The 20,365-nt window shown below is 63.4% G+C and carries 20 protein-coding genes; 8 read left to right on the top strand and 12 right to left on the bottom strand.

Annotation, left to right across the window (positions count from 1 at the left end; genetic code table 11):
• Positions 1-367: 367 nt before the first annotated feature.
• Both NKI35_RS07080 and NKI35_RS07075 read left to right on the top strand, forming a co-directional pair.
• Complete coding sequence (locus NKI35_RS07080) at positions 368-904, top strand: DUF1134 domain-containing protein (protein WP_245259859.1); 537 nt, start codon at positions 368-370, stop codon at positions 902-904.
• Between the two features lie 155 nt (positions 905-1,059).
• Positions 1,060-2,220, top strand: coding sequence for a coiled-coil domain-containing protein (locus tag NKI35_RS07075; RefSeq protein WP_352510442.1), 1,161 nt, complete (start codon positions 1,060-1,062; stop codon positions 2,218-2,220).
• 38 nt (positions 2,221-2,258) lie between these two features.
• Here the strand turns inward: NKI35_RS07075 and NKI35_RS07070 are convergent, their stop codons facing one another.
• The 6 genes from NKI35_RS07070 to NKI35_RS07045 all read right to left on the bottom strand — a co-directional run bounded on the left by NKI35_RS07070 (position 2,259) and on the right by NKI35_RS07045 (position 7,000).
• Positions 2,259-3,053, bottom strand: a complete 795-nt coding sequence (locus NKI35_RS07070; protein ID WP_023683629.1) for a TrmH family RNA methyltransferase — start codon at positions 3,051-3,053, stop codon at positions 2,259-2,261.
• Positions 3,054-3,124: 71 nt separating this feature from the next.
• Positions 3,125-3,463, bottom strand: coding sequence for an ArsR/SmtB family transcription factor (locus NKI35_RS07065; RefSeq protein WP_023669951.1), 339 nt, complete (start codon positions 3,461-3,463; stop codon positions 3,125-3,127).
• 153 nt (positions 3,464-3,616) lie between these two features.
• Positions 3,617-4,387 carry a HugZ family pyridoxamine 5'-phosphate oxidase gene (locus NKI35_RS07060; protein ID WP_023823373.1) on the bottom strand — a complete coding sequence of 257 codons (771 nt, stop codon included), beginning with the start codon at positions 4,385-4,387 and terminating at the stop codon, positions 3,617-3,619.
• Between the two features lie 35 nt (positions 4,388-4,422).
• On the bottom strand, positions 4,423-5,589 hold the full coding sequence (locus tag NKI35_RS07055; protein WP_352739241.1) for a CaiB/BaiF CoA transferase family protein: 1,167 nt from the start codon (positions 5,587-5,589) through the stop codon (positions 4,423-4,425).
• A 6-nt stretch (positions 5,590-5,595) separates the two neighbouring features.
• Positions 5,596-6,357, bottom strand: coding sequence for a 3-hydroxyacyl-CoA dehydrogenase (locus NKI35_RS07050; RefSeq protein ID WP_023734990.1), 762 nt, complete (start codon positions 6,355-6,357; stop codon positions 5,596-5,598).
• A 106-nt stretch (positions 6,358-6,463) separates the two neighbouring features.
• Positions 6,464-7,000, bottom strand: a complete 537-nt coding sequence (locus NKI35_RS07045; RefSeq protein WP_023823375.1) for a GNAT family N-acetyltransferase — start codon at positions 6,998-7,000, stop codon at positions 6,464-6,466.
• Between the two features lie 271 nt (positions 7,001-7,271).
• On the opposite strand from NKI35_RS07045, the gene NKI35_RS07040 reads away from it, so the two are divergent.
• Complete coding sequence (locus NKI35_RS07040) at positions 7,272-8,258, top strand: glutathione S-transferase family protein (RefSeq protein WP_352667071.1); 987 nt, start codon at positions 7,272-7,274, stop codon at positions 8,256-8,258.
• Positions 8,259-8,274: 16 nt separating this feature from the next.
• On the opposite strand, the gene NKI35_RS07035 is transcribed toward NKI35_RS07040, so the two are convergent.
• Positions 8,275-8,775, bottom strand: coding sequence for an NUDIX domain-containing protein (locus NKI35_RS07035; RefSeq protein ID WP_031197573.1), 501 nt, complete (start codon positions 8,773-8,775; stop codon positions 8,275-8,277).
• Between the two features lie 71 nt (positions 8,776-8,846).
• Here NKI35_RS07035 and NKI35_RS07030 point away from each other — a divergent pair, with 71 nt between their 5' ends.
• A complete protein-coding gene (locus NKI35_RS07030) occupies positions 8,847-9,773 on the top strand; it encodes a metallophosphoesterase family protein (RefSeq protein ID WP_023695843.1) in 927 nt (308 codons plus the stop codon).
• On the opposite strand, the gene NKI35_RS07025 is transcribed toward NKI35_RS07030, so the two are convergent.
• The 4 genes from NKI35_RS07025 to leuA form a co-directional block, all read right to left on the bottom strand.
• The gene (locus tag NKI35_RS07025; protein WP_023695842.1) at positions 9,774-10,391 is read right to left on the bottom strand and encodes a hypothetical protein; all 618 of its coding nucleotides are present in this window, start codon (positions 10,389-10,391) and stop codon (positions 9,774-9,776) included.
• A gap of 84 nt (positions 10,392-10,475) precedes the next feature.
• Complete coding sequence (locus NKI35_RS07020; protein WP_023695841.1) at positions 10,476-11,279, bottom strand: alpha/beta fold hydrolase; 804 nt, start codon at positions 11,277-11,279, stop codon at positions 10,476-10,478.
• Between the two features lie 103 nt (positions 11,280-11,382).
• On the bottom strand, positions 11,383-13,152 hold the full coding sequence (locus tag NKI35_RS07015) for a tetratricopeptide repeat protein (RefSeq protein ID WP_023831449.1): 1,770 nt from the start codon (positions 13,150-13,152) through the stop codon (positions 11,383-11,385).
• Between the two features lie 193 nt (positions 13,153-13,345).
• Positions 13,346-15,022: a 2-isopropylmalate synthase gene (leuA, locus tag NKI35_RS07010; protein ID WP_023744262.1), complete on the bottom strand. Its 1,677-nt coding sequence runs from the start codon at positions 15,020-15,022 to the stop codon at positions 13,346-13,348.
• A 482-nt stretch (positions 15,023-15,504) separates the two neighbouring features.
• Between leuA and NKI35_RS07005 the strand changes: the two genes are divergently transcribed.
• Genes NKI35_RS07005 through NKI35_RS06995 form a run of 3 tightly spaced genes read left to right on the top strand, consistent with a single transcriptional unit; the run spans position 15,505 to position 17,767 of the window.
• Positions 15,505-16,671 carry an ATP-grasp domain-containing protein gene (locus tag NKI35_RS07005; RefSeq protein WP_023821621.1) on the top strand — a complete coding sequence of 389 codons (1,167 nt, stop codon included), beginning with the start codon at positions 15,505-15,507 and terminating at the stop codon, positions 16,669-16,671.
• A gap of 5 nt (positions 16,672-16,676) precedes the next feature.
• Positions 16,677-17,453 (top strand): esterase family protein, encoded by a 777-nt coding sequence (locus NKI35_RS07000; RefSeq protein ID WP_023705945.1) that lies wholly within the window; start codon positions 16,677-16,679, stop codon positions 17,451-17,453.
• Positions 17,453-17,767, top strand: coding sequence for a nuclear transport factor 2 family protein (locus NKI35_RS06995; protein WP_031192978.1), 315 nt, complete (start codon positions 17,453-17,455; stop codon positions 17,765-17,767). Before NKI35_RS07000 ends, NKI35_RS06995 begins: the two co-directional genes overlap by 1 nt.
• A gap of 10 nt (positions 17,768-17,777) precedes the next feature.
• On the opposite strand, the gene NKI35_RS06990 is transcribed toward NKI35_RS06995, so the two are convergent.
• Positions 17,778-19,313 carry an MFS transporter gene (locus tag NKI35_RS06990; protein WP_023686183.1) on the bottom strand — a complete coding sequence of 512 codons (1,536 nt, stop codon included), beginning with the start codon at positions 19,311-19,313 and terminating at the stop codon, positions 17,778-17,780.
• 146 nt (positions 19,314-19,459) lie between these two features.
• Between NKI35_RS06990 and NKI35_RS06985 the strand changes: the two genes are divergently transcribed.
• A complete protein-coding gene (locus NKI35_RS06985) occupies positions 19,460-20,356 on the top strand; it encodes a LysR family transcriptional regulator (protein WP_352739238.1) in 897 nt (298 codons plus the stop codon).
• The last annotated feature ends 9 nt before the right edge of the window (positions 20,357-20,365 follow it).

Genomic DNA, 20,365 nt, shown 5'->3' with positions numbered 1-20,365 from the left:
CACTTCCTGGTGGCCGCGCGGCCGACAGCCACGCTCACCACCCGAATCACGCTCTCTCCCCCCAGGCATTCTGAATACACAGCGCCCGAGCGTGCAGCAACAATCCACAATTCTTGTGAGAAAAACGGCATCTTTGCACAGGATGGGAGCCCGTGCAGACAGTCAGAAACAGCCTTCGAACCGCCATGTTCATGTGGGAGGTTAATGGTTGAAAAAGGATTACGGCATAGTTTGCCCGTAACAGTCATCCTTAACGGCCGCCTAAAGAGCCGGACGGGGTGCGAGGCGTCGGCGAAGGTGCTCCCTGACGGAGATTGGAAGCATGGTTTCCCGATTCTACGACCGGACGTTTGTCCGCGTCTTCTTCATGGCGATTGCCCTCATGGGCGCTCTCGCTTTCTCAACCTCTGCGTCGCGGGCACAGGAATACACCGCTCAGGAGATCGTCGATTCCGGTCACAAGTTCTTCGGCGCGACGTCGGGCGGTCTCGCAACCGTCGTCGAGAAGATTTTTGCCTCCTACGGCCTGCCCAATGGCTATCTGCTCGGCGAAGAGGGCTCCGGCGCGCTGATCGGCGGCCTGACCTATGGCGAAGGCACGCTCTACACCAAGAATGCCGGCGACCATAAGGTGTTCTGGCAAGGGCCTTCGCTCGGCTGGGATTTCGGCGGCGAGGGATCGCGGGTGATGATGCTCGTCTATAACCTCGACGACGTCAGCAATCTCTACAATCGGTTCGGCGGCGTTGCCGGTTCGGCCTATGTCGTGGCCGGCGTCGGCTTCAACGTGCTGCAGAACAACAGGGTGCTGCTGGTGCCGATCCGCACCGGCGTCGGCGCGCGGCTTGGCGTCAATCTCGGCTATCTGAAGCTGACGCAGAGGCCGACCTGGAATCCTTTCTGAGCGATTCCGACCACACTTCGACCCGATCAACAGATTCTGACCCGGTGCAGCTGCGGCAAACCCTTGCCGCAGCGCTGGATTTGCGTCATGCGAACATGGCAAAGTCCAGACTTGGCGGTTGCCGGATAGCGGCCCGCCCGTAACGGGTAGTCACCTTGGTTCAGTCGATCCTGTTCTTCGCCCTCGGCTTTCTGTGCGCAGGCTTTCTGGCGCTGCTGGTCGCGCCGGCCATCTGGCGGCGGGCGGTTGTGCTGACACGCAAGCGTGTCGAGGCGTCGGTGCCGCGAACGCTGGCCGAGATCCAGGCCGATAAGGACAGCTTGCGGGCCGAGTTCGCCATGACGACGCGCCGGCTCGAAATCAGCATCAAGACGCTGCGTGAGCAGGCGAATGAGCAACTCGTCGAAATCAATCGCGGCCGCGAGGCGCTGAAGGGCCTGGCGGTCGAGCGCAAGGACAAGAAGCAGGCGCTTTCGGAGCTCGGGGAAAAAAACGAATTGCTCCTGCATCGCGAGCAGCAGATACAACAGCTGTCTGACAGGCTTGCACAAACAGAGCGCACGATGGAAAAGCGCGCGCTCGAGCTGGAAAAGCTCGAGCATATGTACGACGACGCGTCCTTCTCCTCCAGCAATCGTCAGATCGAACTGGTGGCTCGCGAATCCGAGCTGGAAAAACTTGCCAACGACATTTCAGTGCTGCGCGGCCAGCGCAAGGAGGCCGACAGGCGCCATCAGGAAGTCGTCACCGAGGCCAAGGCCACGCGCGATGCCTTGAAGGCCGAAAAGAAAAGAACCGCCGACCTCGACAGAAAGCTCGAGCGCCTGCTCGCCACGCTTGCCGATCGCGAGGACAAGCTCGATCGCCGCGAAAAGGAACTGGCCCGGCTTCGCGAACGGGTGAAGGGCGAGGCTGCGGGAGGCGCCGCGGCTGCTGGCCTGGTTGGTGCGCAAGACAGTGCCCGCGCCAGGAACGAGGACATGGACAAGACGCTCGCCAAGCTCGAAGGCGACCGAGAGCGGCTCGAAGCCAGGCTGACGACGCTGGCCCGCGAAAACAAGCGGATGAAGGCGGAGCTTGGCGGTTCTGGATCCGCGAAGCCCGGGAATGGCCCCGGCAATGGCAATGATGCCGGTTCTGCCTTGCGCGAACAGATGAACAATCTGGCGGCTGAGGTCGTCCATTTGACGGCCAAGCTCGAAGGACCTGATTCACCGATCGCCAAGGCGCTGGCGGCGCCGCAGGAAACGCGGTCAGGAACCACCAGCCTGGCCGATCGCGTCCGGGCGTTGCAGAAGGCAGATTTGCCGAGCTGAGTTTCAAGCCCCGGCTTGGAATTGCCTGACTACTCCTATCAGGGCGAAAAATGGTGCAGCGCAATGGCTGACGCGGCAGCAACATTCAGGCTGTCGAACCCTTCCGACATCGCGATCCGCACCGTCCGCAGGCGGGCAAGCAGGCTCTCCGGGAGGCCCTCGCCTTCGGTACCGAGATAGAGCGCCAGTCGTTTCGGTCGCGCGGCATCGCGAATGTCAGCCTCACCACGCGGCGACAAAGCGACCTGGCCGAAGCCCAACTCGCCGAGCTTCGCGATGAAAGCTTCAGTGTCGCCGAAGGACGCAAAGGGCACCTTCAACGCGGCGCCGACGGAGACGCGGATCGCCTTGCGATACAGTGGGTCGCAACAGGTGGCGTCGACGAAGACGGCATCGGCGCCGAAGGCGGCGGCATTGCGGAAGATCGATCCGATATTGTCATGGTTGGCGATGCCGATGAGAACGACGATCAACGCTTCGGCAGGCAAGGTGTCGAGCAAGGCCTCGGCGGGCTGTGGCGTGCCCTTGCTGCCGATCGCCAATATACCGCGATGCATGTGGAAGCCGGCGATCCTGTCCATGACGGCGCTTGCCGCAACGTAGACCGGCAGGTCGGCAGGGGCCTTGCGCAGGATGTCGTCGAGCCCGGCCAGCCGGTTTTCGAGGACCAGGACCGACTCCGCAGCAAAGCGTCCGGCTGACAGCAGGACGTCCAGCACCACCTTGCCTTCGGCAACGAACCGGCCATGGCGGCCGGTGAGATCGCGCTCGCGGATGTCGAGATAGGCGGCGACCCGCGGATCGCGCGCGTCGTCGATCTGGATCGGATCCATCAATACCTCGGCCGGCGAAAAATCGTCAGCGAGGTAAGAAGCGATCGGAGCCGCCAGTCAAGCCCTGCAGGTCAAGTCCCGGCGCGGCGCAGACGCGTTGCCATCTGGGACAAGTCGCCTATCCCGAAAATGCCGTCCAGCATGCGCAACAGTTCGCGCACGGCTTCGGACTTGCAGGAATAGTAGATCATCTGCCGGTCGCGGCGGGTCTCGACAAGATCGAGCGCCCTGAGCTTGGCCAGATGTTGCGACAAAGCGGACTGGCTGAGCATCACCTTTTCGGCGATGGCGCCGACCGACATTTCACCGTCGGCCAGATAGCTCATGATCAAGAGCCGCTTTTCGTTGCCCATAAGGGTCAGAAATGTCGCCGCCGATTCGGCATTGGCGATTAGTTTGGTCGAGACCATCGATGCCCCATGTTTTCCTGCTCATCCAAACGCTATGGGGGCAAATAGCGTTGGCTGCTATAATTCAGCTATGGATCACGCTGCTGATTCAGCGTCGCCTGAATCGTAGATCATTTCGCCCAAATCTCAAGACGTGCTTTTGATTCATGACGATTATCCTTGCGTAGCTGGCGCACGACCGGCTTTGGCCATGTCGACCAGAACCGGCCGCAGGTCGCGCGCGGTCTTCAATGGCTGTGGAAAATAGACCCTGCAAACGGTGTCGCCCGATGCCAGGTCGATGCCATCGGCATCGAAGCCGGTCATGGTCCAACCATCACCTTCAACCCTGGCGAAATGATGGGCATAGACGGCGATGGCGTCGAGATGGTCGGCATTCATGTGGTCGAGAGCGGATTGTTCGCTGGCGGCCAGCTCGTCGACGATCAACCCCTCGGTGATGAGATCGGCACGGTCGAGCAGGTAGGCCTTACCGAAGCCGCCATTCAGGCTGGCGCGCTCCGGCTCGAGGCGAAAGATCGAGAAATCGCCGAGCCCGGCATAGAGCTTTGCCTTGGGATTGCGGTTGAGATAGCGCCGCTCGGCGCGGGCATGCGCGCTCGACCCGCGTTCCAGCGGCTGCGCCCGGCAGACCAGCGTTATCCTGGGATGCGCCAGTGGATCGCCCTTGCCGGGTTCGCCGACAAGCAGCGAGCAGCGCGGCTCGGCAAGGATGGCGCCGGTATGGGCTGACAGCGCCGAGACAAGGATCAGAGGCGTGCCATCGATGTCGGTGGCGACTCCGACCCTGGAGGCCAGCGGTGCGCCGGTCGAAGGCTCGATCACCGCGAGGGCGCCGAAACGGGCGCTGCGGATCAGCGTTGCGGCCAGCCTGATCGCCTCGGCGTCCGTCGCGCGAATGACGTCCTTCTTCGGCTGGTCCAAAATGCCCACCAGGTAAGTTGATTTTCTAAATCCAGTTACTGGCCAATCATGCCGGCTTTGACAAGCGCTTTGATCTCGGCTGTCGAAAAGCCGAAGCGCGCCAGCACGGTCTGAGGTCGCTGATCGTCATCTTCAGGCATGCCGGCAAGCGCCGGCTGCGAGGTCGAGAAGCGTGGCGCGGGTGCGGGCCGCTCGAGCGCACCGGCTTTCACAAATGCGTGACGCGCCCGGTTGTGCGGATGATCCCTGGCTTCGGCCAGCGACAGAACCGGCGCCACGCAGGCATCGCTTGCGGCAAACAGCGCGTCCCAGCCGTCGCGTGTCTTCTGCCGGAACCGGTCGGCAATGGCCGCGCGCATGTCCGGCCACAACGCCTTGTCGTATTGGCCGCGGACAAAATCCTCGCCGAGCGGCAGCAGCCTTGCGAATGCGGCGAAGAAGCGCGGCTCAAGGCAGCCGACCGCAACGTGGCGTGCGTCCGCCGTCTCATAGGTGTCGTAGAAGGGCGCACCGGAATCGAGCAGGTTGGCGCCGCGCCGGTCGCTCCACAGACCTGCCGACATGAAGGCGTGTATGGGGGCCGCCAGCATCGAAGCGCCCTCGACCATCGCCGCGTCGATCACCTGGCCTTTGCCGGAGCGCGAGCGCTCGAACAGCGCTGCAAGCACCCCGGCGATCAGCATCATGGCGCCGCCGCCATTGTCGGCGATCAGATTCAGCGGCGGCACCGGCCGGCCTTCCTCCCGACCGATGGCATGCAACACACCGGAATAGGCGAGGTAGGTGATGTCGTGGCCGGCGCGACCTGCGAGCGGCCCGTCCTGGCCGAAGCCGGTCATGCGGCCGTAAATCAGCGCCGGATTGCGCGCCAATGCAGCATCCGGGCCGAGACCAAGCCTCTCCATCACACCGGGGCGAAAGCCTTCGACAAACAGATCGGCCTTTTCGGCAAGGCGCAGCAGCAGTTCCGTTCCTTTGGCCTGCTTGAGGTCGACGTGCAGGATGGAGCGGCCGTGACGGTCGAGATTGTACGCATCGGAGAGCGGCAGCAGGGGTTGGTCCGAACCGGTGCGCTCGATGCGCAGCACCTCGGCGCCCATCTCCGACAACATCAGCCCGGCCAGAGGCACCGGGCCGAGCCCAGCCATCTCGATGACTTTCAGGCCGGCCAGCGGACCGGTCTTCACTGCGCCGGCCGCCATGGCCGTCTATTTCGGCGCCATGCGGATTGCCCCATCGAGGCGGATGGTTTCGCCGTTCAGCATCTGGTTTTCGACGATATGCAGGGCGAGCGCGGCATATTCGGACGGCTCGCCGAGGCGGGACGGGAAGGGCACGGCCGCGCCGAGCGAATCCTGCACCTCCTGCGGCATGCCGGCCATCATTGGCGTCTTGAAGATGCCGGGCGCGATGGTGCAGACGCGAATGCCGGAGCGCGCCAGGTCGCGGGCAACCGGCAGCGTCATGCCGACGACGCCGCCCTTGGATGCGGCATAGGCGGCCTGGCCGATCTGGCCATCATAAGCGGCCACCGACGCGGTGTTGACGATGACGCCGCGCTCGCCGCCCTGCAGCGGTTCGAGTTTGGCGGCACGGTCGGCGACGAGGCGGATCATGTTGAAGGTGCCGATCAAATTGATCTCGATCACCTTGCGGTACTGGTCGAGCGGATGTGGACCATCCTTGCCGATCGTCTTCACGCCGATGGCAATGCCCGCGCAATTGACCAGGATGCGCGCTGGCCCAAGTCTCTTTTCCACCTCGGCGAGCGCGGCCGCACCGCTGTCGGCGCTGCTCACATCGCACTGGATGGCGGCGCCGCCAATGTCGCCCGCCACCTTCGATGCCCGGTCGATGCCGATATCGAAAATGGCGACGCGCGCGCCCTTGTCGGCCAGCGCGCGGGCGGTTGCCTCGCCGAGGCCAGAGCCGCCGCCGGTTACGATCGCAATCTGGCCGTTCGGGTTCATGCTGCGTGCTCCGTGCTGCTCCGGGTCATGCTACGGAGGTCGCCGCCATGGTGCAACCTGACCAATGGGGATCCATCGCGGCCGCTGCCGCGACCGATCCTGGAGCTCAGGCCATCACTGGTGCCTGCTCGGCGATCCTGGCCAGGTTGGCATGGCCGACCTCGCCGGAGAGCCGCGCCACGGCACCGGGCACGATCTCGTGCGACAGCAGCCGGTCGAGGTCGACCGGGCGCGGCATGGAGATCTGGCCGCGGGGGATCTTTCTGAAGCCGAGCGGGCCGTAATAAGGTTCGTCGCCGACAAGGATCACCGCCGGCGCGCCGGCCTTGGCGGCCGCCTCCAGCGATATCGCCACGAGCCGGCGGCCGATGCCGAGATTTTTGAAGGCGGGCCGCACGGCAAGCGGCCCGAGCATCAGCGCGCGTCCGGCGCCGGCGGCGATGCGGGTCATGCGCACCGAAGCAACGACGATGTCGCCATTCATGGCGACAAAGGATAGCGAGCGCTCGTGGCCGCCGGTCTCGCGAATCTTGTAGGCGGCCAGCACGAAACGGCCGGGGCCAAAGGCTTCGTCGTTGATGGCTTCGATTTCGGGATCATGCGCCGGAGTTTCCGGCAGGTATTTCACGTCGGCAAGGCTCATGGTCTTCGCGGTCCGATAAAGAGGAAAGGTTGCTGCAAGCGGCAGCGTTCGCCAGTCAGCGCTTTCTAAGCGCGGGCGCCCTTTCGTCGTCGGTCAAACCGGATCAAGCCAAGATCGAACATGCGGAGTGTCCGCTAGCATCAATTTCCGGCGGCTGCAATCGGCTGTTTTCATCCGGCGTTTCATACGAGTGACGCTCTGTTCAGCAGATGACGGCTTCGGCATTGCCGCCTTGCGACTAGATTGGCCAAGGCACGCAAGGAGATTTCGTATGGGATTGCTGGTCGAAGGCAAATGGCAGGACCGTCCGGCCAATGTCGATAGCAGCGGCAGGTTCATCCGCACCGAGACGCAGTGGCGTGACTGGATCACGCGCGACGGCGCGCCGGCGCAAGGTCGTACGCGCGGCTTCAAGGCCGAGCCCGGACGCTACCATCTTTATGTCTCGCTCGCCTGTCCGTGGGCGCACCGCACGCTGATCTTTCGCGCGCTGAAGAAGCTCGAAGACATCATCCCGGTTTCGGTCGTGCATCATTTCCTCGGTGCTGAGGGCTGGACGTTTTTGGCCGAGGATGGCGCCACCGGCGACACGCTCTACGGCCTCGACTTCCTGCACCAAATCTACACCAAGGCCGATCCAGCCTATTCGGGCCGGGTTTCGGTGCCGGTGCTGTGGGACAAGAAGGAACAGACCATCGTCTCCAACGAATCCGCCGAAATCATCCGCATGCTCAATTCGGCCTTCGACGAGTGGGGCGATGCCGCTCTCGATTTCTATCCGCCAGGCCTGCGCGGCGAGATCGACAAGGTCAATGCGCTGGTCTTTCCAGCCGTCAACAACGGCGTCTACCGCGCCGGCTTTGCCACCACGCAAGCGGCCTATGAAGAGGCGTTCGGCGAGCTGTTCGCGGCGCTCGACACGCTGGAGGGCCGACTGTCAAAACAGCGCTATCTCACTGGCGAGCATATCACCGAGGCCGACTGGCGGCTGTTCACCACGCTGGTGCGTTTCGACCCGGTCTATGTCGGCCATTTCAAATGCAATCTGCGCCGCATCGCCGACTATCCGAACCTTTCGAACTATCTGCGCGACCTCTACCAGGTGCCTGGTATCGCCGGCACGGTGAACCTGCACCACATCAAAATGCACTATTACGGCAGCCACGAGAGCATCAACCCGACGCGCATCGTGCCGGTCGGGCCTGGGCTCGACTATGGCGCGCCGCACGACCGGGCGCGGTTCAGGCAGGCGGCGTGAGCATCGGATTGACAGCCTACCAGTACGGCGATACCGGCTGGCCTTCAAAAACCTCGGCAAGCCGCCGCAGCGTCGCCGGCGTCGTGCCATGCGGCAAGCGGTCGAGCGGAAAGAAGCCTGCTTCGGCGATCTCGTGGTCCGGCAGTTTCGGCGCGGTCTGGTTGAAGGTTTCGATGAGATAGAGGCCGACATGGTCGCGGCGGCTGGAGCGGCGGTTGAAATGCATCGACTTCAGCACCGGCGGGGCGGTGAGCGCGATATTGCCTTCCTCGGCCAGTTCCCGCGCCAGCGCTTCGCCAAGCGTTTCGCCGACCTCGACGCCGCCGCCCGGCAATTGCCAGCCGGGGACATAGGTGTGGCGGATGAGGAAGACGGTGTTCGAGGCGCGATCGTGGATCAGGCCGCGCACGCCCAGCGTCATCGGCCGCCGCAGCAGGAAATAGAGATGGAACAGCCTTGCCCTGAGGCCTGCCCAGCCGGTCTGGCGAAACGCCTGCTCCGGGTCCGATATAGCCATGACTAGCGAAACCGTGGATGGGCAGGAAACAGTGAGTGGAAAGCGGGGAGCGCGTCGCCTATGAAGGAAGGATGTTCAGGCTCGCGCATATTTCCGATGTCCATCTGGGGCCGCTTCCCGGTGTAACCTATCGCGAACTCGCGTCCAAGCGCGTCGTCGGCTACGTCAACTGGCAGCGCAACCGCCGCCGCCATATGCACGATGCCGTCATCGACACCATCGTCGCCGACATGAAGGCGAGCACACCCGACCACCTCACCGTTACCGGCGATCTGGTCAATCTGGCGCTCGACGGCGAGATCGAGATGGCCAAGCACTGGCTTGAGACGCTGGGTTCGCCGGAGGATGTCTCGGTGGTGCCGGGCAACCACGACGCCTATGTGCCGGGCGCCTTCGACAAGGTCTGCCGCTCCTGGGCGGCGTGGATGAGCGGCGACGGCGTGACTGCGCCGATCGACCGCAACGCTTTTCCCTATCTGCGCGTACGCGGCAATGTCGCGCTGATCGGCGTTTCGACGGCGCGCGCCACGGCGCCGTTCATGGCCAACGGCTTCTTCCTCGAAGGTCAGGCGCAAAGGCTGGCGACAGTGCTCGACGCAACGAACAAACGCGGCCTGTTGCGGGTGATCATGATCCATCATCCGCCGGTGCGCGGCGCCGTCGCCCAGCAAAAGCGCCTGTTCGGCATCTCCCGCTTCCACAAGACCGTTCATAGGCATGGCGCCGAACTCGTGCTGCACGGCCATTCGCATCTGCCGTCGCTGTTCTTCATCGGCGGGCGCGGCGCCAGGATTCCGGTCGTCGGCGTCGCCGCCGCCGGGCAGTCGCCAGGCAGCAAGAACCCGGCGGCACAGTACAATCTGCTCGATATTGACGGGGAGAAGGGCAATTGGCTGATTCGCCTGACGCGGCGCGGCCTGACCGGGCCGGCCTTGCCGCCATCGGACCTGCAGGTCATTGAACTCGGCGCGCAGACACCGAGGCCTTCAGATCGTTGATCAGAAGCTGATCTTCATCGCCATCAGGCGATCCCAAAACAGCGCGGCCGCCACCGCCAGGCCAACAAGCGCGCCGGCGGCGACCAAGCCGAGACCGGAAAGGAACGTCGACCAGCCCTTGCGGGGCACGGCTGCCTGCAAGGGCGGCTCAGCTTCCGGCACGGCGGCGCGTTTCAGGTCGGCGACGGCCGGCTCGACACCGCCCTCCATCATGCGCTGGCGCTCGACGATGCGCTCCGCCACATAGCGCGTGACCTGATCGGCGACCGGTTTCATATCGGTCGATTCGGCGAGCACGACGCGGCCGATGCGGGTATCCCTGAGAAAGCGGTAGGTGCGGCGGTCGCGCCCCATGGCGACATGGCTGACGGCGTCGATCCACAGGCGGGGCTGCAGGCCGGAGGAGATGACGAAGTCGAAATTGTCCATGTCGGCGGGCACGTCGGCAAAGACCGGGGCGAGCTCAGCGGCGAGCAGATCAAGCCGCATCCGGTGCGCCTCGCGCATGTCGACCACGACATCGTCGCGATCGGCGAAGGCATTTTTCACATCGCGAACGGCGTCGGACAGTTTGCGGGAGGTGTCGATGGGGGTGATGTTTTCGCCAGTGTCCTTCATCGGCGTCGCCTCGCTGATATGGTTAATTGCGAGTTAACACAGGCGGCGGCAAAATGCACTGGCGAGGTGCGGGGCGCAAGTAAGTTAGCTCGCCGCGGCCTCGAATGTCGGACGCAGGCGCCTGCCGCGGCGTGCCATGTTTCGGCGCACGGCCTGGGCGACCACATCAGGCACTTCCTCGACCAGCATATGGCCGGCATCGAGCACGTGATGAATATGAAAATGCGCCGGCAGACAATCAGCCTGGGTAAAGGGCAGCACCGGATCGTCCGTTCCCCAAACCACCATCACCGGCATGTCGAGCGTGTCCAGCTGTTCGCGGGGTATGACCCCCTGCCGCTCGTTCCTGGTCATGACGGCCGATATCTCAATCAGCTTGCGCAACTGGCCGGGGCGACGGCGTACGTCCGCCAGGACGCCAACGATGCGTTCGGGCGGCGGGCTTCGCGGTCCCGACATGGCGGCAAGGCAGGCGCGGATTTCCCGTCTGTCGGCGGCCGCGGCGTAGCGGCGCAACAGCGGTCCGTTGATCTCGGGGCCAACACCGCCCGGCGCCAGAAGCGTCAGCGAGCCTATCCTTTCAGGCTCGGCAAGCGCCATCAGGGAGGCGACCGCGCCGCCCATCGAATGACCGGCGACATGCACCCTTGCTATCCCGCGTGCGGCGATATCGGCGAGAACCGCTCGCGCCGCTGTTCTGGCCGGGCCGCTGCCAGGAAATACGAGAGACAGTCCGTGTCCCGGAAGATCGTAGGCCAAGGTCCTGACATCGGGCCCTAGCGACGCGGTCACCTCGCGCCAGATATCATGGCAACCACCGAAGCCATGCAGCAGGACGACCGTCTTCGGCCCGGCGCCCCGCTCGGCAACATAGAGGGATGAGACCATGAAAATGTGCGATTATTGCAAGACTGGAGAGGAAATTCGAATCGAGGCTGGATTGCTCCCAGTCCAGACCGATGGCCAGTAAAGTTTTCGCGATCCGGAAAGACTAGCTCGCGTTGCCGAGGCCCGCGGCGCGCAGCGCCTCAACCAGCCGGTCGGTCAGATCGGCGGGATATTTGCGCTCGGCGAAGGCCGCGCGCGGATCGGCGGCGAATTTCGGGAATTTGGTGGTCAGCTCATCCAGAAGCTTGGCTGCCAGCTGTTCGCGGCCGGCAGCCTTGGCGCCGATCAGCCGCGCCGCCAGATAATGCGATTTCATCGCCGTCGTGCGCAGCGACTCGCTGGCTATCGCGGCCTTGTTCATGTCGCCCAGCATGAATTGCCCGGCGAAAAGCCCAAAATCCCACCATGTCGGATGGCCGCTGAACGTCTCGACGGCATGGGTCAGGATGGGTGTTCCCTCGGCATATTTGCCGGCAAAGATCAGGCCATAGCCGTAAGCGGCAGCCATGCCGAGGTCGTAGGGGTTGAGCTCATAGGCCTTGCGCATCCAGCGGATCGATTCCTCGGTGTTGCCGAGGCGCGAATTGAGGTAGCCATAGGCGCGGTGCGCATAGGGGCTGGTCGGTCCCATCTGGATGGCGCGATGGGCGAAAGACATTGCCTGTTCGACCGTCGCGCCAGGCGGATAGGCGTAATGATCGGTGGCGGCCTCAAGGGTCAGGGAGGCCAGTTCCGAATAGACCAACGACGATTTCGCACCCTGGCCGACGAGGTTGTCCAGGCAGCGATAGGCGGCCTCGTGCGTCCTGGTGCTCTGGTCGAGATAGTATCTGTCGTTGAGGATCAGGCAGCTCGTCAGCCCGGTCTGAATGCCGTTCTGTTCGATGTAGCTGTAGAGCGGGCCGGAGGCGGGAATGGTCGAGCTGAGGATGGCGGCGATACGATCCTCGACGGTGCCAGGTGCGCTGTCGGCGGCCGTCAGACTGCGGGACAAAAGCACGCGGCCGGTCGCCACGCTCTGCAGTTCGAGCGTCACGTCACCTGCCATTGGTCCCGGCAGGACATCGAAAACGAAGCTGGTCGGGTCGGTGCTCGGATCGCGCTTGCTGTCGGCGTCGCGGCCGATGAAGTCGATCGTGTCGAAACCGGCAAGGCCGGCGCGCAGCGAAGCGGCGACGCGGCCGGCCTCGGGGCCGGTGGCCTTCACCGCGATGTAGACGAGGGGCAGGGCCTCCATCGACGGCGATGCGATGCTGCTCGTTACGCCTGCGGTCTCGACCACCGCGGTAGGATCGCTGCTGGCAAGCAATGCGCCGCTGCCCTGGCGCAGGATGAGCACGCCCAGCATGAGAATGACCAGCGTCATGGCGACCCAGAAGAACTGGAGATGGCGCGCCAGCGAAGGCCCAGGTTCTGTAACCCCCGAAGCTGTCGCGGCAGCGGGAACGGCGTCAAGAGCCGCCTGGTCGGGCGATCCGGGCAAGGCGGCTACCGCCGCCGCAAGCGGCTCCTGCCCAACCGGCAGGCGTATGGCGTTGAGCTCATAGGACGGCACGTAGCCGCCGCGCGGAATGGCAATGCGAACCGGTTCGGCTATGCCTTCATTGGCGAAATAATGCTGGAGAAGTTCGCGCAGCCGGCCTGCCTGCACCCGGACAACGGCGTCGGTCGACGAATCGAAATCGCCGTCCTTGCCGAAGACGTCCATGGCGATGGAGAAACCCTTGAGCCTGTCGGCTTCGCCGGCCTGCTCGCGCTCAACAAGATAGCGCAGCAACTTGCGCGCGCGCTCGGAACGTCCGAACGTTTCGCTGGCGAGCAGTCGCTCCAGTGTCTCGCGCACTGCGGGGGCGGCAGGCGTGGCATGCTGCAAGTGTCGATCCTCTCGAAGTCGGCACAGGTTGAGGCGCAATCATATAGAGCCTGCACTTCCATACAAGCATGCTTATGTTATGCGATCGCGTAACACACCGGATAGTTGCCGGTGGTTGACACAAAAGACCGGAATTTCCCTCGGCAAATGGGGGATTTCCGGGCGCCGCGGACATTCGGCGCCCGGGAAAATATCAGCCGGCCTTGCGGCCGATTATCCGGTTGGCGGCCGAAACAACGGCTTCCAGCGAGGCGGCGACGATGTTGGTGTTGATGCCGGCGCCGAACAGCTTGCCGCCGGGATATTCCATCTCGACATAGGAAATCGCCGAGGCGTTCGAGCCGCGCTGGAGCGAATGTTCGGAATAATCAAGCACCGACATGTCGACGCCAACATGACGCGACAGCGCATCGACGAAGCCGTCGATCGGGCCGGTGCCGGAGCCGGCGATGGTCGTCTCCTTGCCGTTGTCGAGGATCACCGCCTCGACCACGCGCCGGCCCTTTTTCTCGGTATCGGGATAGGTGTGATGGTCGAGGAACTTCAGTCGTGCGCCGGGCTGGTCGACATAGGTTTCGATAAAGCGGTCATGGATGCGTTTTGCCGGCACTTCCTTGCCTTCGGCGTCGGTGATCGCCTGGATCTCCTGGCTGAACTCGATCTGCAGGTTGCGCGGCAGATTGAGGCCGTAATCGGCCTGCAGTACATAGGCGATGCCGCCTTTGCCTGACTGTGAGTTGATGCGGATGATCGCCTCGTAGCTGCGCCCGACATCGGCCGGATCGATCGGCAGATAGGGCACTTCCCAGACCGGCGTGTTGGCCTTCTTCAAGGCCTTCATGCCCTTGTTGATGGCGTCCTGGTGCGAGCCGGAAAAGGCGGTGTAGACCAGTTCACCGACATAAGGATGGCGTTCGGATATCTTCAGCTGGTTGGAATATTCGTAGACGTCCTTCATCCGGTTGATGTCCGAGCAATCCAGGTGGGGATCGACGCCTTGCGTGTACATGTTGAGCGCCAGCGTCACGATGTCGACATTGCCGGTGCGCTCGCCATTGCCGAACAGCGTGCCTTCGACGCGGTCCGCACCCGCCATCAGGCCGAGCTCGGTGGTGGCGATGCCGGTGCCGCGGTCATTGTGGGGATGCAGCGAGATCAACAAGTTTTCACGGTTGTCGAGGTTACGGCACATCCACTCGATACGGTCGGCGTAGATGTTGGGCGTCGACATCTCGACCGTCGAGGGCAGGTTGATGATCAGCTTGTTGTCGGGCGTCGGCCTGACGATCTCGGTGACGGCGTTGCAGATCTCCAGCGCCACGTCGAGTTCGGTGCCGGTAAAGCTCTCCGGCGAATATTCGAAGCGATAACCGCCGCCGGCCTTGGCCGCCATGTCGGTGATCATCTTGGCCGCGTCGGTGGCGATGCGCTTGATACCGCCGACATCCTTCTCGAAGACGACGCGACGCTGCAACTCGCTGGTCGAATTGTAGAAATGCACGATCGGGTTGGTGGCGCCCTTCAGAGATTCGAAGGTGCGGGTGATGAGTTCGGGACGGCACTGCACCAGCACCTGTAGCGAAACATCAGCCGGCACATTGCCTTCCTCGATGCACCAGCGGGCGAAATCGAAATCGGTCTGCGAGGCCGAGGGGAAACCGATCTCGATCTCCTTGAAGCCCATGTCGAGCAACAGGGCGAACATGCGCGCCTTGCGCTCATGACCCATCGGATCGATCAGCGCCTGGTTGCCGTCGCGCAAATCGACCGAACACCAGATCGGTGCCTTGTCGATGACCTTGTTGGGCCAGGTGCGGTCGGTGAGACCGACCGTCGGGTAGGGCTGGTATTTTCGGGCCGCGCCCGGCATGTGGCCGGCCGCGCGTTTTACGCTTTCGGCTTCGCCGGCGCGGATGTCTTCTCGTGCGTTCATCGTCTTGTTCTCCCGGCGGCTCGCGGATCGGTCTTCGGACGGATTCCAGGGCGAGCAGCGCCTTATCAGATTTTCGTTCGCTTGATGTGAATTGCCAATTTCTGAACTGGCCAAGGAGCGTGCGCGTAAGCGGCGGTTCGACCGCCGGGCGCTCCTTCAGCGAACCCGGCGATCGCCGATAAGGCCGAGAAGAAGCAGGGTCGATGCCAGCGCGCGCACGGTCTCGCCGGCAAAGCCGGTCGGACGGGAAGCGACGGAGGAGACGCGCGTGTTCATGGCGGGGTTCATACAGGAGCCGCCATGGACAGGCAAGTGGGCTGCCATTCCACCACTCGCGAGCACTCTTCCCCATGCGCGGCAAATGCGCCAGACTTGCGTGTGGCCGAGGCCGCAATGCTTCGCCGTCGGAGGGATCATCCGTGAATTTTGTTTTCTTCTCGCCGCATTTTCCCGCCAACGGCGCCGATTTCTGCGACCGGCTGAAAAAGGCCGGCGCTACGGTGCTGGGCATTGGCGATGCGCCTTATGAGGCGCTGGACGGGAAGCTGAAGGTGGCCCTGTCGGAATATTACCGCATCGCCGACATGGAGGACTACGATCCGGTGTTCCGGGCCATGGGTCATTTCATCCACAAATGGGGCCGGATCGAGCGCTTCGAGTCACTCAACGAGCATTGGCTGGAGCTGGAAGCCAACATCCGCACCGACTTCAACATCTACGGCACCAAGCTCGATTTCGTGAAGAATTTGAAGCGCAAGAGCCGCATGCGTGCATTCTTCCGCAAGAGCGGCGTCGACACCATCGCCCAGCGCAAATGCTCCGACCGGGCCGGCGCCATGACCTTCATCCGCCGCGTCGGCTATCCCGTGGTGGTGAAGCCCGATTCCGGGTCCGGCGCCTCGAACACCTTCAAGATTTCCAACGCCAGGGAGCTTGACCAGTTCTTCAGAGACAAGCCCGAGGACGTGACCTTCGTCATGGAGCAATTCATCGAGGGGCTGGTGGTGACCTTCGATGGGCTGGTCAACCGTGACGGCGAGGTGGTGCTGGCGGCCAGCCACCGCTACGACCAGAGCATCATGGAAGTGGTCAACAAGGATCGCCACATGAGCTACACCTGCTTTCCCAAGGTCCGACCGGCGATCGAAGAGGCCGGCCGCAAAATCCTCAAGGCGTTCGACGTGCGCGAGCGCTTCTTCCACATCGAGCTGTTCGAAACCAAGGACGACCGCGTCATCGCGCTTGAGGTCAACATGCGGCCGCCCGGCGCCTGGATGACCGATGCGATCAACTACACGTTCGACATCGACGTCTACGCGGCCTGGGCGGACATGGTGGTGAAGGATGCCGCCGGTGGTCCTTATGAGGGCAAGTATTTCACCGCTTATGCCAGCCGCAAGCAGCACCTCCACTATTTGCACAGCCATGAGGACGTGATAGCCGCGCATCGCGACAAGATCGTCCATCATCAGCCAATTGAAGAGGTTTTCAGCCGCGCCATGGGAAATTACGCCTACCAGATGCGCTCGAAAGACGAAGCAGCACTGCGCGCGGCCGTCGCCTACATCCACGCGGAAAAGGCTTGAACGCGATGGACATCTCCTATCACAAGCATTTCTCCGGCAATCTCGGCCGCGACATGGAATACAAGCGCTACGGCCATGCCGGCCGGCCGGTGGTGGTGTTCCCGACGTCGCAGGGGCGGTTCTACCAATTCGAGGATTCCGGAGGGGTTGGAGCGCTGGCCGAATTCATCGATACCGGCCGCATCCAGCTGTTCGCGGTCGACGGCGTCGATTCGGAATCGTTCTTCAACAAGCATGCCGGCGCCGCCCACCGTATCGGTCGCCACGAGGCTTATTTCCGATATGTGCGCGAGGAGGCGCTGCCGGAGTTTCTGGCGACCGCCGAGCAAGCCAATGGCGGGCGCAAATTAAAGCCGCTGTTCACCGGCTGTTCGATGGGCGGTTATCATTCCTCGAACTTCGTCTTTCGCTTTCCCGAACTCGCCAGCGGCGTCATCGCGCTGTCGGGCGTCTATTCGGCGGGCGACTTCTTCGGCAAGGTGCTGGAAGGCGACATTTTCTACAATTCGCCGCTCGACTATCTGCCCGGCATCGTAGACCCAAAACTGCTTGCCCGGCTGAAGTCGCTGAGGATGATCTTCTGCTGCGGGCAGGGCGCCTGGGAAGAGCGGATGCTGGTCGAGACCCGCAGGCTGGAACAGATCCTGCGCGACAAATCCATTCCCGCCTGGGTCGACTATTGGGGCGGCGATGTCAGTCATGACTGGCCATGGTGGCACAAGCAGCTGGTCTATTTCTTCGGCCGCTGGCTGGATGATGATCTGATGCACCGGCTCGATTGATGACCACACCCGAACCTATCCGCCGCTTTATCGAGGCCACCAATGCGGGTGATAGCGAAGCCGTTCTCCACACGTTCACAGCCGATGCGTCCCTGACCGACTGGGGGCGGTCCTTCCAAGGCCGCCAGCAGATCGCGCGCTGGAACCAGTCGGACAATATCGGCGTGAAGTCCAATCTTCGCATTGTCCGCATCGCCGAGGTCGAGGGCAGCTACCGCGTCCGCATTGCCGTGAAAGGCAATGGCTTCAACGGCGAGGGTGACATGACCTTCGTGCTGGACGGCCACCGCATAGCGAGCCTCGTCATCTCCTGACGCGGCTCAGCTACCCTTCCTGGCAAACCGGCAGAGCAATGGTCTCGTGTTCCACCGCCGATCCACGGCGCAAGCCGAGAAAGACGACAAGGGCGGTGACGATGGTGATTGCCGCCAGCACGATCAGCAGCCTGTCGAACGCGATCTCATAGGCCTGGACCAGGACCGTGGCTCCGGCACCCGGCAAGCGGGCTGCCGCTTCGCCGATGTTGCCGGTCACCAGCAGCTGCGCGGCGGCGGTTGCATCCAGGGAAGACGCCGTTCCCTGAGCCGCCAGTTGGGCTGCCGTGAAACCCGACAGGACTGCCATGACGATCGCCAGCGCCACGCCTTCGCAAGCGACGCGGGTGGTGTTGAAGATGCCGACCGCCATGCCGGCACGCTCTTTCGGCACGACGCCGACGGCAAGTCCGTCCATCAGCCCCCAGGGCAAGGCGATGCCGACGCCGATGAGGATCAGCGGCGCCACCAGCGCTGCGACGACAGGCGGTGTCAGGCTCAGCCAGACAAGGCCGCCGGCGGCCACAAGCAGGCCGACACCGCAGATCGTTGCCGGAGCGATCCAGCGCGCTACCTGGCCGGCGAGCAGTGGCAGGATCAACAGCGGTCCCGACAGGCAGATCATCAACTGCCCCGCCTTGATCTCGCTCATCCCCTCGATGCCGATGAAGCGGATAGGCAACAGCACCAGCAGGACGACGAAGCCATAGGCGGGAGCGGCCGCCAGGAACTGGACGCCGACGAAGCGGGGAAAGCGGAACAGCGAGAGATCGAGCATCGGCCGGCGCACGCGCCGCTCGACGACGACGAAAGCGGCAAAGCAAAGGGCGGCCGCCACGAGAAGCCCGATCACCAGGGGATCGGTCCAGCCGCTCTGCGGCGCTTGCAGCACGCCGTAGGTCAGCGATGCCAGCGCGATCGTAAAGGTGCCGGCTCCCGCCCAGTCGAGGCCGGTCGCATCCGGATCGCGCGATTCCCTGATGGTGCGCAGGCCGAGCAAAGCGGCTGCAATCGCGAGCACTGCCACCAAGACGAAGATCGATCGCCAGCCGAAAGCATCTATGAGCAGGCCCGACGCGATCGGCCCAAAAGCGAGGCCGATGCCGAAACTGGTGCCGAGGAAGGAGAAGGCGCGCAGCCGCAATGGCCCATCGAATTCCTGGGCAAGAGCGGAGGCGCCGCCGGCAAAGGCGGCGGCACTGCCGAGCCCTTGCGCAGCCCTGAGCACATCGAACCAGACGATATCAGGGGCAAACATCGATCCCAGCGATGCCAGCACATAGGTGGCGAGGCCAACAAGGAAGAGCCGCTTGCGGCCATGATTGTCGGCCAGCGCGCCTGATGCCATCAAGGTGGCGGCGAAGGTCAGCATGAAGGCGTTGGTCACCCAGTTGAGCGCGATCGGGCTGCCGCCGAGGTCGGCCGCAATGCGGGAAAGCGCGACGGCCGGGCCGGTGAAGGTCAAGGGCATTGTCATGGCGGCAAGGCATACCGACAACAGGACAAGCCATGGCGCGACCGCGCCGTTTGTGGTCTTCGAGGTCATGGATTTCCTATCTGAACCAGGATCCGCCGGCCTGCCGCAAGCTTGCTGCGCCGGTCGTAACGGGAAGATAGGCTCGCGACACTTCGAGAAAAATAGTGTTAAATCTCCAGATATACCGGACTGAAACGCTCGAATGGAGAGATGCGATGGAACGCCTCAATGGGCTCCTGGCCTTTGCCCGCACGGCTGAGTTCGGCAGCTTCATCGCTGCGGGCCGCACGCTCGGAATCTCGGCATCGGCCGTCGGCAAGAGCGTCGCCAGGCTCGAGCAGGATCTCGGCTTAAGGTTGCTTCAGCGCAGCACGCGCCGCATCGGCCTGACCGAAGAGGGCAAGCTGTTCAACGAGCGGGTGCGGCGCATCCTCGACGACATCGACGATGCCGAGGCGATGCTGTCGCGGAGCCGCGAAACACCGCATGGGCGGCTGCGCGTTTCGACGCCGATCGTGACCTATCATTTGCTGTTCCCGGTGCTGTCGGAGTTCATGGCGCGCTATCCCGAAATCGAACTCGACATCGACTTTAACGACCGCATCGTCGACCTCATCGACGAAGGCGTCGACATCGCGATCCGCAGCGGCGACCTGCCGGATTCGCGCCTGGTGGCGCGGCCGCTTGCACCCTTCCGGCTGCTGTTGTGTGCGGCACCCTCCTATATCGAGCAGCACGGCAACCCGAGCCGCCCGGACGATCTCGTGAACCATTACGGCATCCGCTTCCGCTTTCCCAACAGCGGCAAGCTGCAAGGCTGGCCGTTCATCGGCGGCAGCGCCGAGCCGCAGGTCCGCTCGATGCTGACCTGCAACAACACGGAGGCGCTGAAGGGCGCCACGATGGCCGGGCTCGGCATCAGCTCGATGCCCGATTTCCTGGTCCGCGAGGCGCTGCGTGACGGCCAGCTACGCACGGTGCTGGACGACCATGTCGACGGCCGCGGCCAGTTCCGGTTGTTGTGGCCGTCCAATCGTCATTTGTCGCCGAAGGTTCGCGCCTTCGTCGATTTCCTTCCCGACCGGCTTGCCGCGACGCTGAGCGGCTCTTGAATTAGTCCT

The organism is Mesorhizobium sp. M0676, from assembly GCF_040320535.1.
Taxonomy (GTDB): domain Bacteria; phylum Pseudomonadota; class Alphaproteobacteria; order Rhizobiales; family Rhizobiaceae; genus Mesorhizobium.
This window is presented reverse-complemented; position numbering and strand designations above follow the sequence as displayed.

Bases quoted from the DNA above. Each gene is read 5' to 3' on its own strand.
- NKI35_RS07080 (WP_245259859.1), top strand. From the start codon at position 368: ATGGCGATTGCCCTCATGGGCGCTCTCGCTTTCTCAACCTCTGCGTCG.
- NKI35_RS07070 (WP_023683629.1), bottom strand. From the start codon at position 3,053: ATGGATCCGATCCAGATCGACGACGCGCGCGATCCGCGGGTCGCCGCC.
- NKI35_RS07065 (WP_023669951.1), bottom strand. From the start codon at position 3,463: ATGGTCTCGACCAAACTAATCGCCAATGCCGAATCGGCGGCGACATTT.
- NKI35_RS07055 (WP_352739241.1), bottom strand. From the start codon at position 5,589: ATGGCGGCCGGCGCAGTGAAGACCGGTCCGCTGGCCGGCCTGAAAGTC.
- NKI35_RS07050 (WP_023734990.1), bottom strand. From the start codon at position 6,357: ATGAACCCGAACGGCCAGATTGCGATCGTAACCGGCGGCGGCTCTGGC.
- NKI35_RS07045 (WP_023823375.1), bottom strand. From the start codon at position 7,000: ATGAGCCTTGCCGACGTGAAATACCTGCCGGAAACTCCGGCGCATGAT.
- NKI35_RS07040 (WP_352667071.1), top strand. From the start codon at position 7,272: ATGGGATTGCTGGTCGAAGGCAAATGGCAGGACCGTCCGGCCAATGTC.
- NKI35_RS07035 (WP_031197573.1), bottom strand. From the start codon at position 8,775: ATGGCTATATCGGACCCGGAGCAGGCGTTTCGCCAGACCGGCTGGGCA.
- NKI35_RS07030 (WP_023695843.1), top strand. From the start codon at position 8,847: ATGTTCAGGCTCGCGCATATTTCCGATGTCCATCTGGGGCCGCTTCCC.
- NKI35_RS07025 (WP_023695842.1), bottom strand. From the start codon at position 10,391: ATGAAGGACACTGGCGAAAACATCACCCCCATCGACACCTCCCGCAAA.
- NKI35_RS07020 (WP_023695841.1), bottom strand. From the start codon at position 11,279: ATGGTCTCATCCCTCTATGTTGCCGAGCGGGGCGCCGGGCCGAAGACG.
- leuA (WP_023744262.1), bottom strand. From the start codon at position 15,022: ATGCCGGGCGCGGCCCGAAAATACCAGCCCTACCCGACGGTCGGTCTC.
- NKI35_RS07000 (WP_023705945.1), top strand. From the start codon at position 16,677: ATGGACATCTCCTATCACAAGCATTTCTCCGGCAATCTCGGCCGCGAC.
- NKI35_RS06995 (WP_031192978.1), top strand. From the start codon at position 17,453: ATGACCACACCCGAACCTATCCGCCGCTTTATCGAGGCCACCAATGCG.
- NKI35_RS06990 (WP_023686183.1), bottom strand. From the start codon at position 19,313: ATGACCTCGAAGACCACAAACGGCGCGGTCGCGCCATGGCTTGTCCTG.
- NKI35_RS06985 (WP_352739238.1), top strand. From the start codon at position 19,460: ATGGAACGCCTCAATGGGCTCCTGGCCTTTGCCCGCACGGCTGAGTTC.